The following is a 13,286-nucleotide window of genomic DNA, read 5'->3' as shown; positions in this document are numbered from 1 at the left end:
ATAAGTAATGAAACAGAACCGTCACTACCTCTAGACATTCCCGAACAGCCAGAGGTGGTTGCGGGCCAAAAAATTGGTTACGCGCGTGTTAGTTCCAAAGACCAGAATCTCGACCGACAGTTGGCGGCGTTGAAGAAGGAAAAAGTCTTCCGCGTCTTCACCGACACGGTGAGTGGTTCGTCCACCCAGCGCCCCGGCTTAGATGGGGCGCTTAATTATCTTCGTGCCGGCGATCAACTCATTGTGGTGAGTATGGATAGGCTTGCCCGCTCGCTTATCGACCTGCACCGCCTGGTCGATGAACTCACCGAACGCGGAGTATCCGTCAAGTTCCTCAAAGAAGGACAGACCTATTCATTAGATTCCAGTCCGGTGGCCAAGCTCATGCTTGGCCTACTCGGGTCGGTGGCGGAGTTTGAGCGTTCGATTATTCGTGAGCGCCAGGCCGAAGGTATCGCGAAAGCCAAGGCGCGCGGCGTTTATAAGGGGCGTGCGAAAGTCCTCAATGAGGAACAAGTAGCGCAGGCGCGCGGGTGGGTGAGCGCTGGTATTCCGAAAGCGGAGGTTGCCCGCCGACTCGGGATTGGGCGCACCACACTGTATAAGTACCTCAACCAGTAAGGCCTGACGTAACCCGGTCTCTGTGGAGCTGTGGGATCGCCCCTAACCAGAGCACGGGATTAGCGGCGTGTGACGGTGGGCTTGCAAGGTAGTCCCCAGTTCAATTGACGAAGGAACATAATCAAGAAAACCGTCTACCCGTGGTTGACTTGTTTAGTCTCCCGTCGGTAGACTACTGTTATGAAGCGAAACGCCGTCATCAAGAAATTGAAAGCGGAAGCCAGGCGGCGCGGTCTTGAATTTGAGGAAATCGCCTTATCGCGCCATGACGCTTATCGGGTAGGCAACACAACCCGAACCTTAGGTAGGCACCGTGAGATTGACGATGTGACAGTCAAGAAGTTTTTCGACCAATACGCCCAAGAATTAGGGAAAGGCTGGTGGAGGTAATGACCACGACATACACAGTAACCGCAGAACGCGGAACCAGCGGAGTATGGGTACTCGAATGCGCCGAACTTGGGGCAGTGTCCCAAACTAAGCGGCTGGCTAATGCTGCCGACGAGATGCGCGAAGCACTGGCCTTTCAGGCAGGCCTAGACCCAGACGAACTCAACATTGTTGTTGATGTTGTTCTCCCACCGGGCCTTGCGGAAATGAAAGCTCGCGCCGAAAAAGAACGCGAAGAAGCGGCACGACTGACCGCTGCGGCACAGGCAAGCACTCATGACCTCGCTGTTGCAATGAGAAACGCTGGAATGACCGTGCGAGATATGGGAACAGTCCTCGGAGTGTCTTACCAGCGCGCCCAAAAGCTCGCAGCATCCTAAACACTGAAAGTGAAAGTCGCCCGGCACGCGCATGATGGACACGTGTACTGGGCGATTTTTATCGGCCGGTGGACTCGTGTGCGTTAGCCGCGCGTGACGGTGGGCTTGCAAGGTAGTCCCCAGCCGGTGGTGTCAGGAAGTTTGTGTGTGGCTCTGATCTAGAAGGAGTTTCACCGATAATGACTACGGTGTCACCGAAGAAAAGCCATGACCCGGCGAGGGGCAACGAGATCAGCGAGAAGCTGATGAAAACCCTGCGCACGCCAGCTAATCACTTCAACTTGAACTAAGGGGCGACGAGACATATCCCTAAAACTGCGGATTGTCAGATGCGGGTTTTGGGTACCGGTGTTCCGGAGACCCGGTACTGCCGGGTTCCGGGTAGTTGGTACCGGGGCCGGGCCGACGGAGTCGGCCCGGCTGTTTGCTTTATTCGTCCGGTTCTATTGGGGCGGTGGCCTTGCGCATGTCGAAGTCTCCGATACGGATTCGGTGGTCGTTGTTGAGGCGGCTTACGAGTGAATCGGCTCCGACTCTGGGCCTGACCCCCGGAAAGTAGACACGTCGGGGGTTAGCTATGCTGCTTGGGTCAGTGTAGCTGATGTGAGTGCTTCGAAGTCATTGGGGGCTAGAAGGTTGCACCAGGAGTGTCGTCTGCGGGTGTTGTAGCGCATGCACCACCGGAAGACTTCCTGGCGGCAGGCGATCGGATTGTCAAAGACTTTCCTATCACGCAAGACTTCCCGCTTGAGCGTGGCATTAAAGGACTCTGCCAGGGCATTATCAGCACTTGTACCCACCGCTCCCATGGATTGGCGTACACCAAGCCGGGCGCAGTGGTCCCTAAATGCTTGTGAGGTGTACACACTTCCATGATCAGAATGGAAAATAGCCCCGTCAAGGCTTCCGCGGACTGTGCTGGCATGGGACAAAGCCTCGATGACCAGTGAGACACGCATGTGGTCTGCGAGTGCATAACCTGCAAGTTTTCGTGAATAGGTGTCAATGACTGTGGCAAGGTACATGTTCTTGCCGCCCTTACACGGCAGGTAGGTGATGTCGCCTACATAGACCTGGTTCGGCTTATCAGCGGTGAATTTGCGGCCTACTAGATCTGGCATGACGTGGTGGCCAGGCTTGCGCCGGGTGGTGATGCATCGACGTTGTTTGGTAAAGCCTTTTAGCCCCATGGATTTCATGATGCGTGCGACCTTCTTGTGATTGATCGGAGGAAAGTCCGTATCGTCGTTGAGGCTTGCAACGATGCGTTTAGCACCATAAAGCCCGTGCTCATCATCAAAGATGGCCTTGATTCTTGCACCAATAAGGGCATCGGAACACATCTTTAACCTGCGATTTTCGCGGGTGTTGAGCCATTTGTAGAACGAGGAGCGATTGAGCTTTAACACGTGGCACATCCGCTTGACCGAATACTCGGTTCGGTGGTCATAGACAAACTGGAAGCGGATCACCAGCGTGTCTCTTTAAGCAAAATATTTCGCGGCCTTGCGCAGGATATCGCGTTCTTCGCGCAGCTTCGAGACTTCTTTTTCGAGCTGGCGGATCCGTTCGGAATCATTCGCCGCTTGGGCTTTATCATGCACAGCTTTAATGCGCGCACGCTTTCCAGTGCCGTACTTCTTGACCCAAGAATGAAGCGAGGCACGGTTGATACCGAGCTCTGTTGATGCTGCGTTCAGCGAGAGGTCCTCATTGTTTTCATAGAGGGCCACAGCATCACGTTTGAACTGTTCGGAGTACCTGGACATGGTGGTAGATTACCTTTCTTCCCAACCCAACCGGGCTGGATATCAGGTGTCCACCAAAAAGGGGTCAGGTCCGACCCACGACCAAATGATCTCCTACATCGACGCGTACAAAGATCAGTTTGGGGCCCGGGCCCATCTGCAGGGTTCTAAAACAGGCAGCTCGTGGATTCATCACCTCTCGTGGCTACCGCAAGGCGACCATTCGTGTTCCCAGCGCAAGGGCCTTAAGCGATAGCCTGCTTATCCCAGAGGTACAGCGTGTGCATGCGGAGAATTTCTCGGTCTACGGCATCCGCAAAATGTGGCACGCGATGAACCGTGAAGGCTTTCATATCGGCCGCGACAAGACTGCACGCCTGATGAAGCTAGCAGGTGTTTCCGGCCGCCGACGTGGGCGAACCCCGGTAACAACAATTAACCCGAAGACACCGGATCATCGCCCAGACCTTGTCCGCCGAAACTTCCGTGCGCAGGCACCAGGCAGGTTGTGGGTTGCCGACATTACCTACGTTCGTACCCTGTCAGGATTCGCCTATACCGCGTTTGTCGTGGATGTATTTAGCCGAAAAATTGTTGGTGTTGCTACACGCTCGACGATGTGTACCGATGCGCTGCCCATTAAGGCTTTGGAGCATGCGTTAACGACTGCAGGGCGAATTCATGGAAACCAGTTAATTCACCATAGTGATCGGGGCAGCCGGTATGTGTCACTGAAGTATTCCACTGCGCTAGCCGAATCCGGAATCCGTCCGAGTGTGGGAACAGTCGGCGATTCTTATGACAATGCTCTAGCCGAAACAGTCAATGGTCTCTACAAGGCTGAACTGATTCATGCCCGGGGCCCGTGGACGTCGGTCGGAGAAGTCGAATTGGCCACCTTGCGGTGGGTGCATTGGTGGAACACCAAGCGGCTTCATGAAGCTTTGGACTACGCTACCCCACAGGAAGTAGAAACCGAGTACTATCTCACCGAGCCCATCAACACGGGGCCGTAAAAGAAGCGGAACTAAACCCAGGACGCTTCAGTCATGAGTTTACAGACTCATGCGCAGAACGCGCATATTAAAACACCGACCCGTGTCGAGCGCGACCGTGGTGGACTGGATAACGCCCCAGCATCTGCCAGTGACCGCGACCTTTTACGCGATCATCTAGGCCGCGAGGTACTCCACGGTTCAGTCACACGAGACTTTAAAAAGGCCTATCGACGCAACGCTGACGGTACGAACTCGCCGCGTATGTATCGCTTCGAGACTGATGCTTTAGGACGGTGCGAGTACGCCATGCTCACCACCAAGCAGTACGCTGCCGTCCTGGCCGTAGACGTTGATCAAGTAGGTACCGCAGGCGGTGACCCCGCAGACCTTAACCCGGTAGTATGTGGTCTATGACTAAATGGGAATACGCTACCGCGCCAGTACTAACTCACGCGACCAAGCAGATTCTGGATTCCTGGGGTGAAGACGGCTGGGAGCTTGTCACCATCACTCCTGGTATGAATCCAGAGAACGTTGTGGCTTACTTCAAGCGTGAGGTGGAACAGTAATGAGTCATCTTTCGCGACTCGCCAAACTTGGATACTCTCTCCCGGAGGTTGCGAAGCCACTTGCGTCCTATGTTCCGGCTATTCGCGTAGGCGACCAAGTATGGACTTCCGGGCAACTGCCCGTTGTTGAGGGCGTTCTGCCAGCCACGGGCAAAGTGGGTGCGGACGTCTCGATCGAAGACGCACAGGGCTATGCACGCACTGCCGCGCTGAATGCTCTCGCAGCGATCGACTCTCTTAGTGGACTCGATAACGTCTCCCGCGTAGTTAAGGTCGTGGGTTTCGTTTCTTCTGCACCTGACTTTGTTGAGCAGGCTGAAGTTATTAATGGTGCTTCCGATTTCATCAGGGAGGTTTTCGGCGAGGCTGGCACGCACGCACGTTCTGCAGTGGGCGTGGCTGTACTTCCGAAGGATTCCCCCGTTGAGGTGGAAGTTATCGTGGAACTTTCTAAGTGATCGGATAGGCTTAATACTCATGGAGCATCCTGCATATAGCCAATTGCGTCCCGTGACCCCGTCCGTAGGCGTTGTCTTGTGCGACAACCCTAGCTACACGGCGCTCGAGGGAACTAATACGTGGATCGTTCGTGCTAACGAAGATTCAAAGGCAATCGTCGTTGACCCAGGTCCGGAGGACGAAGGTCACCTCAACGTCGTCACCGCGAAGGCGGGTGAAGTGGCGTTGATTCTTGTTACTCACCGTCATGACGACCATGCGTCTGGAGCGCAGCGTTTGCGCCAGCTTACCGGCGCGCCAATTCGAGCTTTTGACCCGAACTACTGCAATGGGGCAGAAGCGCTTGTCGACGGCGAAATTATCACCGTTGACGGCATCACCCCGCAGTTGGAGGTTGTCCACACCCCAGGCCACACCGCTGATTCGACCTCGTTCTTTGTTTGGTCTGGTGTGGCTAAGGATTCCCAGCTCGAGGGTATCCTCACCGGCGATACCATCGCTGGCCGTCACACGGTCCTGCTGTCTGAGACGGATGGTGACTTGGCGGAGTACCTTAAGACTTTGGACATGCTGGAAGAGCGCGGCAAGGACATCACTTTGATGCCGGGTCACGGCCCTGATTTGGACGATGTTTCGCAGGTCGCACGCAAGTACATTGACCGCCGCCACCACCGCCTTGAGCAGATTAAGGAAGTCCACGCACGCTTGGGCGAGGACGTTGACCTGAAGACTCTGGTGGATGAGATGTATGACGACGTTGACCCAGTTCTGCGCCATGCCGCAGAGCAGTCCACCCGTACTGCGCTGAAGTATCTGGCTGACCAGAAATAGGAATTAAGAGTAAAGCTCCTGGGAATCGGAAGTGATTCCCAGGAGCTTTATTTATGGATTTAGGCTTTAGCGAGCGCGCTTTGCCAGGTGCTCAGTGTCCACGATGAGGACGGACTTGCCCTCGAGGCGAATCCAGCCACGGTGTGCGAAGGTGGCGAGCGCCTTGTTTACGGTCTCACGGGAAGCGCCAACGAGCTGGGCGATTTCTTCTTGGGTGAGGTCATGGTTCACGCGGAGGGCGCCGCCCTCCTGAACACCGAAGCGGTTAGCCAGCTGCAGCAAAGTCTTGGCAACGCGGCCCGGAACGTCGGTGAAGATGAGGTCCGCGAGGTTAGCGTTGGTGCGGCGCAGGCGGCGGGCCAGAACGCGCAGGAGCTGCTGTGCAATAGCAGGGTGATCAGAGACCCACTGCTTGAGCATCTCGGAGTTCATGGTTGCGGCCTGGACCTCGGTCACACAGACCGCGGAGGAGGTACGAGGACCCGGATCGAAGATGGACAGCTCGCCGAACATGTCAGACGGGCCCATCACAGTCAGGAGGTTCTCGCGGCCGTCCGGCGCGTGGCGGGCAAGCTTAATCTTGCCCGAAGTGATGATGTAGAGACGATCACCTGGCTCGCCCTCCTCAAAGATGGTGGTTCCACGAGGGAAACGCACGGTTTCCATCTGCTCAATGAGGTTCTGTACTGCGACGGGATCAACGCCTTGGAAAATACCAGCCCGAGAAAGAATGTCCTGTACGCCTTCCACGTTTTGCTCCTTGAAGTTGGCGGGGTAGTGGTGAAGAAATGCCCGGAGTCTTTCCGAGCATCTGACGCGTGTGTATCGAAAAACCAGAAGTTTTCTAGCGAGACAGGCGCGCGCCCCTATGCAACGAATCTCATCCTACAGTGTAATTTGTCACTTTATGTAACCCTGTGAAAAATTGTCACACTTCTATGGAGGTCAGAAAAGGGTGCGGGGAAATTTATCAGTCCCCGAAGACCTTTGACTCCAGCTTCTCCATGAGGATCGCAAACAGTGCGAGGGCTAGGGGCACAACGACGATCAATGAAAGCATAATCAGTATCCTACTAAGCTCAAGAGAATGTCTGACTCATCGCCTGTTAGTCGTGCTTCGCGCATCAATGAGCTGCTTGCTCAAGAATACCCGGATGCTGAGTGCGAGCTCGACTTCACCAACCCGCTTGAGCTTCTCGTGGCCACGGTGTTGTCAGCGCAATGCACTGATGCGCGCGTCAATCAGGTAACTCCCGAGCTCTTTGCCAAGTACCCGGATGCGGCACACTATGCCGCGGCGTCGCGAAGCGACTTGGAGGCAATTCTCCGGCCGTTGGGATTTCAGCGCGCTAAAGCTGGGCATCTTATTGGCATCGGGGAGAAACTCATGGCCGATTATGGAGGTGAGGTTCCGCAGGACATCAAGGAGCTCACGGAGCTGCCTGGCGTGGGACGCAAGACGGCACTTGTAGTGCGCGGTAACGCCTTTGGGCTCCCAGGCTTGACGGTGGATACTCATTTCGGCCGACTTATGCAGCGGATGGGGCTAAGCCAGAGCAAGACTCCGCTCAAGATTGAAAAAGACATCGCTGAACTCCTGCCGGAACAGGAATGGACGATGTTTTCCCATCGCATCATCTTCCATGGGCGCCGCGTGTGCCATTCGCGCAAGCCGGAGTGCGAAGTATGCGTGGTGCGGAAGTTGTGCCCAACCGGAGTTTTAGCAGCTCAAGGCGTAAGGAAGACCGATGTCCGAGGCGGGAAGTAGGCTGAACGGCATGAATAAGCTCACCTCGTACATCGTCGGTTCAGTCATCGCGGCCATCGTCGTCGCCGTGCTGGCTTTCGTTGGTGCGCGCAACCTGCTTGGCAGTGGCGGGCAGGAGCCTGAACGCGGCGTCGATGCCGCGGCGAGTGCGTCTGCACAGGCGGGGGAGGGAGACGTCGTCAAGCGCCCAGCGTGTCCGGAGGGCGCAGTAGCGGGCGTGGACCTCGAATGTTTGGGCGCGCAGGCACAAAGTGCTGCCAAGGACGTGCAAGTGGTCAATGTCTGGGCCTGGTGGTGTGAGTCGTGCCGTGCGGAACTGCCGTACTTGCAGGAAGTAGCCACGGCGCATCCCGACTGGGACGTGGTGGGAGTCCACGCGGATGGCAACGCTGCGAATGGCGCCGCTTTCCTCCAGGACATTGGCATTGACCTGCCGAGTTACCAAGATGCTTCCAATAAATTTGCTGGTCAGCTTGGGCTCCCAGGGGTTATTCCCATTACGCTCGTTGTGTACAAGGGCGAGGTGAAGAAGCAGTACATAAAGCCCTTCGAGTCCACCGCAGACATTGAGAAAGCAGTGGAGGAGGCCCTGGCATGAGTAGGCTGAAACCAGACTTGGCGCCGCAGTGGCTACGCCCTGCCATGGGTGTGGATGCAGCGGCGGTGCAGGAGCGCATAGGTAACCGTCACGCTACGAAGTTCGTGAAGGACCTGCCGCCGGTGCGCAAGGAGGCTGCGGTGTTGGTGCTGTTTAAGGGCACGTCCTTCGACGATGGCGAGGTGTTGCTGACGCACCGTTCGCCGTCGCTGCGCTCGCATTCCGGACAAATCGCTTTCCCAGGTGGGCGCCGCGATCCCGAGGACGCCACGCTTGTCGACGTTGCCTTGCGCGAAGCGTGGGAGGAAACCGGCCTGGATAGCTCCACGGTCACGCCGCTGGAGCAATGGAACCAGTTGCAGATTCGAGCCACCGGTAACCCGGTAAGCCCCGTTACCGCCTTTTGGCACGCTCCTGGAAAGGTGTGGGCGGCGAGCCCCGATGAAACCGACGACGTATTCACCTTTCCGCTGCGCGAACTGGCGGAACCCACTAATCGCTTGATGGTGGGCTTTGGCCCGTGGAAGGGGCCGGCATTTCGCGCCAACGACTATTTGATCTGGGGTTTTACTGGGGGGATTCTCTCAGCCATCTTGGAGCACGCTGGCTGGGAGAGCGAATGGGATAACAATTCGGTGCATGATCTGCACGGCGCACTCAAGCGCTCGCGAAATAATGAGAAGATGACCTAGCTAAAATGGCCTTCGCGTTTGTGCTCTAAGTGGGCCGCGCGTTTACCGAAGAAAGAACCTTGCCCCGTGACCCTGACCCTCGTATTAGACATCCTCATCGTGGTGGCAGTTTTGCTTGCCCTCTGGGCGGGCTGGCGCCAGGGCGCGATTTCTGCTGTCTTGTCATTTATTGGCATCGTAGCCGGCGTTGTGTTGGGTACCGTGTTAGCGCAATTCGCCATACGGCTGACAGACCAGGCTGCCTTGCGTTTTCTGCTCGCCATCGGTGTGCTCATCATGATGGTGGGCATTGGTCAGCTAATCGGTGCGAGTATCGGTACCCGTTTGCGCGATAGGATGCGCACCCGCAAGAAACAGCGGGTGGATTCTTTCATCGGCGCGGGATTTCAGGCCGTTGCCGCGGTCTTCGTTATTTGGCTGATCTCCTTGCCTTTGGCTTCGAACGTGGGCGGCGCGCCAGGCCGTGCCTTGCGGGAATCACATATTTTGAGCGTGCTCAATGGGGCTGCACCAACGCAATTGGCGTCGTTGCCCAATGGCGTTGCGGCCGTACTCAACGAGTCAGGACTGCCGCCGCTGGTTTCGCCGTGGCAGAATTCCGGCACAGCCGTCGAGGTGGCGGCCCCAGCACAGGACGTTAATGACCCTGCTCTGGTGGAACGCCTGCGACCTTCGGTCATTCACGTGCTTGGCGACGCCGAGGTCTGCTCCCGCCGCCTCATGGGTTCCGGCTTCGTAGCAGCCGATGACTACGTGATCACTAACGCGCACGTAGTTGCCGGTACCGAGAAGGTCCATCTGGATACGGTCCTTGGCCTGCGCCAAGCAGAGGTGGTCTATTACAACCCCAACGTGGATATCGCCGTCTTGCACAGCGACAATCTGGGCATCAGCCCTCTCGATTGGGCGCCGACTCCAGCTGATACTGGTGACGACACTATGGTCATGGGCTTCCCGCACTCCGGCCCCTTCGCGGCAAGGATGGCACGCGTGCGCGAACGCATCACCATTGCGGGACCTGATATTTATTCCAAGGGCCGCGTGGAGCGCGATGCTTACACGGTCCGCGGCAGCATCCGCCAGGGCAACTCGGGCGGGCCGCTGGTCAATACCGATGGCCAAGTCCTCGGCGTTGTGTTTGGTGCTTCCGTCGAAGACTCGGAGACCGGCTACGCACTGACCGCTGACGAGGTAAACAAGCACATCGGTGACATCACCCAGCTGAGCCGGCCCGTAGATACCGGCAACTGTGTGGCTGGCTAGCAGCCCTAAGCCCAATCTGCGCCATAGAGAAAAGCCCTGCTTATCGCATTCCTGAGGAGGAAGAATAAGCAGGGCCTTTGTGATGCTTTGCGGTGTGCTGTGGAACACCCCCCGGATCATTTTCAAGCAGGGCGAATAAGAGCCATACCGAAGCCAGCGACTAGTTCCTCCAGTCCCGAAGGGAATGAGGGAACGGAGTAAACATAACCCGCTCCGATTAGAGGACTACGTAATGAATCCTCGGAGCCCTCCGGTGGAACTACTTAGAACGTAATGGGTATGAGCCATGCGGGCGTAGTAGGTACTCGGCGCGATCTTAATGCCAGCTTCTTTCAAGCTCCGGCAGATCGGCTCGACGCCGAAGGTATCTTTATGCCCGGTGATGTAGTCGATTACCACTGGTAGGGGCGGTCGAGCTCCGCCGCGAAAAAGCCGATGCCGACTTCAAAATAGCGTTAGCTCGTCGTAGCGCCCGGATTTCTTTCTCCAACTGTGCCAACCGCTGGGCAACCGAGGTTGGTGTTCCCGGCTTCTCACCGGCATCGACTTTGGCTTGGTCGACTCACCCGCGCAGGGTCTCCTTGTTGATCCCGAGCTGCTCGGCGACGCGGGCAAGAGCCCCGGTCGCAGTGGAAGGATCAGACTGAGCCTCTAGCACCAAGCGCATGGCACGCTGGCGGAGCTCATCCGGGTACTTCTTCTTAGCTGGCATAGGAAACATCCTTCCGTTACTTCCTACCCTCCATCAAACCCGGGCAAGCTCAGGACAATGGACAACTGGATTTCCTGCCACGTCAAAGTCTTGAACTACCTCGGCAAACGCCCTGGCATCATCGTGCCCGATAACGCACCAACAGCCAGCTATAGGCCGGTGAAGAACAACCCCGGCCGACGCATCCAAGAACGCTACGCGGACTTCGCCGACTATTACGACATCCTGCTTGTTCCTGCCCGGCCTGGAAAACCTCGGGATAAGGCCGCTGTAGAACGTGCCGTCCAACTCGTCTATACGCGCATCCTCGGCTACTTCGACGGCCCAACCCGTTTTCTTGCTTTTCTTCAACCCCTCGAAGGGGTGGTAACTTTTGTATCCTGTTTCCTTCTTTTCCTTGGTGATCGAACAAGTTCCTCTAACCTCTACAGTGCATAGCAAATCAGCTATGCTCCAGATAAGAAGGAGAAATGATGCCTGGATTCGCACTTCGCACTGAGTCTACTGAGTCCGCCCGGAACCTAAACCTGCACGCCACCACCGCTCCGGCAGAATGCTGTGGCTGCCCTTCGGAAGGCCGCTGTGCGGCTTACTGTCGAGACAACTACAACTCTGCCGGCGGTTACTGCGAGGGATTCCTCGATCTGCGCTGCGTCTGCGTGTAAAAGAAAGACTGAATAGTGTGTCGCCGATATCGGCGACACATTATTTATTTTAGGAGCACGGAACACATGCTAGAAGTTAGCGACATCAGCAGGAGCATTTCAGGGAAATCTATCCTAGATAAGGTTAACCTTTCCGTGGGCCAGGGCGAATTAATTGCTATCACTGGACCTTCTGGAAGTGGCAAGACTACCCTGCTTAGATGCATCATAGGAATCGACCAACCAGACTCTGGAACGATCTCACTCTCAGGAAAGGACTTCTCAAAGTATCCTGAGCAAAAACGCCGAGACTTTCGTCTCAAGAATATTGGCGTGGTAGATCAAGAGAACCATCTAATAGAGGATTTGACCTGCCGCGATAATATCCGGCTAATTGCTGAGATGTCCAGAGGGGGGAGAAAGCAGAGTTTCATTACAGCGAGGGAAATTCTCACACGATTAAACATGAGATCGTATGAAGACCGTCACCCGAGCTCTCTCTCAGGAGGCGAACGTCAGCGCATCAGTATTGGGTGTGCGCTCGCTAACCGTCCCTCACTAATTGCTGCGGATGAACCAACTTCCAGCCTCGACGATGAAGCTGCCAGGACTGTGATGGATCTATTTCTAGAGCTAGCTCAGCAGTTCCAGATTCCGGTGGTAGTGGTTACTCACGATGCCCGAGTAACCAGAAATGCCTCCGCCGTCTACGAGATCGGTGGTTCTCGTGTATCTCGGTGACTTAGCGAAGCGGAATACAAGCGAAGTTTTCGTCGTAGGTTTCTTTAACCTGGCGCTGCTAGTGATCTTTCTTCTTCCGCTCATGGGAGTAATGATGCTCGTTAATGCAGATGAACGTACCCACTGGCAATCTCCGGATGATACCGCTAACCAGCAGAACTTGTCGACATGGTCAATCGCTTCCGGCGATGGGGTTCTGGAACTGACATCCGTTACTACTGCTCGACTCAGCAAAATTCCTTTTCAGGATCAGACGCAGCCTTTCGACTGCGCCACAGGAGCAGGAGACAACGCGCCTATCAGGTTCATTCACTACATGGAAGCTCTGGACTGTACTTCCTCACTCAAAGATTCAGCGGTCACGGACTCCCGAACGGTAAGCATTGTTATGCCCACAGATGAATCGATGGAAAGCAGTGACACTGTGACCAAGGATTCAGCACCCGCGGTAGATCAGACCGTCATGTACATAGTTCTAGTCTATCTTATTGTTGTTGTGATTCCCTGCTTGGTGTGTTTTTGGAATGTTTCCAAGATTTTCGACCCTAAGTGGGCAGAAACTGCTCGCATTCTTACCCTTCGAGGAGCGAGAAAAGGGACTGCGGCCATCCTGTTGTCGGCTGCGCCTCTGGCCGGCCTCCTCATCAGCGTTGTATTTTCAGCCGTCCCCCTGTATCTCGTATCTCGTATTCTCGAAAGAGTTATCTGGGAAGGCCGTGGGTTCCTCCCCGAAGATGCTCTCGCGGGTCTAATAGGAGCGTTTAGCTGTGGTGTTCTCATCACCCTCATGGTCGGGGTGGCGACGTATCTGAGGAGGATGAAGCTCTTTGCGGAAACTGTATAAATGGCGATTAGTCGCCTTTCCGGCTGGC

The 13,286-nt window shown here is 55.8% G+C and carries 17 protein-coding genes, 2 pseudogenes and 1 other annotated feature; of the genes and pseudogenes, 16 read left to right on the top strand and 3 right to left on the bottom strand.

What is annotated here, in order from left to right; all coding sequences use genetic code 11:
* The 3 genes from I6I72_RS06065 (at position 1) to I6I72_RS06055 (ending at position 1,391) form a co-directional block, all read left to right on the top strand.
* On the top strand, positions 1-621 hold the full coding sequence (locus I6I72_RS06065; protein ID WP_049146471.1) for a recombinase family protein: 621 nt from the start codon (positions 1-3) through the stop codon (positions 619-621).
* Positions 622-801: 180 nt separating this feature from the next.
* Positions 802-1,011 carry a hypothetical protein gene (locus I6I72_RS06060; protein ID WP_049146468.1) on the top strand — a complete coding sequence of 70 codons (210 nt, stop codon included), beginning with the start codon at positions 802-804 and terminating at the stop codon, positions 1,009-1,011.
* The gene (locus tag I6I72_RS06055; RefSeq protein WP_005532314.1) at positions 1,011-1,391 is read left to right on the top strand and encodes a hypothetical protein; all 381 of its coding nucleotides are present in this window, start codon (positions 1,011-1,013) and stop codon (positions 1,389-1,391) included. Before I6I72_RS06060 ends, I6I72_RS06055 begins: the two co-directional genes overlap by 1 nt.
* Positions 1,392-1,966: 575 nt before the next feature.
* On the opposite strand, the pseudogene I6I72_RS06050 reads toward I6I72_RS06055, so the two are convergent.
* Positions 1,967-3,160, bottom strand: a pseudogene (locus I6I72_RS06050) (IS3 family transposase).
* Between the two features lie 61 nt (positions 3,161-3,221).
* Between I6I72_RS06050 and I6I72_RS06045 the strand changes: the two are divergent.
* From I6I72_RS06045 to I6I72_RS06025, 5 genes and pseudogenes are all read left to right on the top strand, one after another.
* Positions 3,222-4,155 (top strand): annotated as a pseudogene (locus I6I72_RS06045) (IS3 family transposase); the annotation flags it as partial.
* A 33-nt stretch (positions 4,156-4,188) separates the two neighbouring features.
* On the top strand, positions 4,189-4,551 hold the full coding sequence (locus tag I6I72_RS06040; RefSeq protein ID WP_034657447.1) for a hypothetical protein: 363 nt from the start codon (positions 4,189-4,191) through the stop codon (positions 4,549-4,551).
* The gene (locus I6I72_RS06035; protein ID WP_086892235.1) at positions 4,548-4,706 is read left to right on the top strand and encodes a DUF4177 domain-containing protein; all 159 of its coding nucleotides are present in this window, start codon (positions 4,548-4,550) and stop codon (positions 4,704-4,706) included. Before I6I72_RS06040 ends, I6I72_RS06035 begins: the two co-directional genes overlap by 4 nt.
* Positions 4,706-5,164, top strand: a complete 459-nt coding sequence (locus tag I6I72_RS06030; RefSeq protein WP_046645715.1) for a RidA family protein — start codon at positions 4,706-4,708, stop codon at positions 5,162-5,164. The genes I6I72_RS06035 and I6I72_RS06030 overlap by 1 nt, the downstream gene beginning before the upstream one ends.
* Before the next feature lie 19 nt (positions 5,165-5,183).
* Complete coding sequence (locus tag I6I72_RS06025; protein ID WP_005531271.1) at positions 5,184-5,996, top strand: MBL fold metallo-hydrolase; 813 nt, start codon at positions 5,184-5,186, stop codon at positions 5,994-5,996.
* A gap of 66 nt (positions 5,997-6,062) precedes the next feature.
* On the opposite strand, the gene glxR is transcribed toward I6I72_RS06025, so the two are convergent.
* Positions 6,063-6,746 (bottom strand): CRP-like cAMP-activated global transcriptional regulator GlxR, encoded by a 684-nt coding sequence (gene glxR / locus I6I72_RS06020; protein ID WP_005531269.1) that lies wholly within the window; start codon positions 6,744-6,746, stop codon positions 6,063-6,065.
* Between the two features lie 337 nt (positions 6,747-7,083).
* On the opposite strand from glxR, the gene nth reads away from it, so the two are divergent.
* The 4 genes from nth (at position 7,084) to I6I72_RS06000 (ending at position 10,317) form a co-directional block, all read left to right on the top strand.
* Positions 7,084-7,764, top strand: coding sequence for an endonuclease III (gene nth, locus I6I72_RS06015; protein ID WP_049147216.1), 681 nt, complete (start codon positions 7,084-7,086; stop codon positions 7,762-7,764).
* Positions 7,765-7,774: 10 nt separating this feature from the next.
* Positions 7,775-8,362, top strand: coding sequence for a TlpA family protein disulfide reductase (locus I6I72_RS06010; RefSeq protein ID WP_034657457.1), 588 nt, complete (start codon positions 7,775-7,777; stop codon positions 8,360-8,362).
* The gene (locus I6I72_RS06005; RefSeq protein ID WP_005531263.1) at positions 8,359-9,054 is read left to right on the top strand and encodes an NUDIX hydrolase; all 696 of its coding nucleotides are present in this window, start codon (positions 8,359-8,361) and stop codon (positions 9,052-9,054) included. Before I6I72_RS06010 ends, I6I72_RS06005 begins: the two co-directional genes overlap by 4 nt.
* A gap of 66 nt (positions 9,055-9,120) precedes the next feature.
* Positions 9,121-10,317 carry a MarP family serine protease gene (locus tag I6I72_RS06000; RefSeq protein WP_049147215.1) on the top strand — a complete coding sequence of 399 codons (1,197 nt, stop codon included), beginning with the start codon at positions 9,121-9,123 and terminating at the stop codon, positions 10,315-10,317.
* Positions 10,318-10,623: 306 nt separating this feature from the next.
* Positions 10,624-10,752, bottom strand: a sequence feature (AL1L pseudoknot).
* Positions 10,753-10,879: 127 nt separating this feature from the next.
* Here the strand turns inward: I6I72_RS06000 and I6I72_RS05995 are convergent.
* Positions 10,880-11,029: a hypothetical protein gene (locus I6I72_RS05995; RefSeq protein ID WP_162837385.1), complete on the bottom strand. Its 150-nt coding sequence runs from the start codon at positions 11,027-11,029 to the stop codon at positions 10,880-10,882.
* Positions 11,030-11,086: 57 nt separating this feature from the next.
* On the opposite strand from I6I72_RS05995, the gene I6I72_RS05990 reads away from it, so the two are divergent.
* From I6I72_RS05990 to I6I72_RS05975, 4 genes are all read left to right on the top strand, one after another.
* Entirely contained in the window at positions 11,087-11,467 is a 381-nt protein-coding gene (locus I6I72_RS05990; protein ID WP_236592682.1) for a hypothetical protein, read from the top strand.
* 35 nt (positions 11,468-11,502) lie between these two features.
* The gene (locus I6I72_RS05985; RefSeq protein ID WP_152691457.1) at positions 11,503-11,694 is read left to right on the top strand and encodes a hypothetical protein; all 192 of its coding nucleotides are present in this window, start codon (positions 11,503-11,505) and stop codon (positions 11,692-11,694) included.
* Positions 11,695-11,760: 66 nt separating this feature from the next.
* A complete protein-coding gene (locus tag I6I72_RS05980; protein ID WP_049147213.1) occupies positions 11,761-12,414 on the top strand; it encodes an ABC transporter ATP-binding protein in 654 nt (217 codons plus the stop codon).
* A 61-nt stretch (positions 12,415-12,475) separates the two neighbouring features.
* The gene (locus I6I72_RS05975; protein WP_152908300.1) at positions 12,476-13,258 is read left to right on the top strand and encodes a hypothetical protein; all 783 of its coding nucleotides are present in this window, start codon (positions 12,476-12,478) and stop codon (positions 13,256-13,258) included.
* Positions 13,259-13,286 lie beyond the last annotated feature (28 nt).

The organism is Corynebacterium striatum, from assembly GCF_016728105.1.
GTDB lineage: Bacteria > Actinomycetota > Actinomycetes > Mycobacteriales > Mycobacteriaceae > Corynebacterium > Corynebacterium striatum.
Note: the sequence above shows the minus strand (reverse complement) of the source record. Positions and strands in the feature narration are given on the sequence as shown.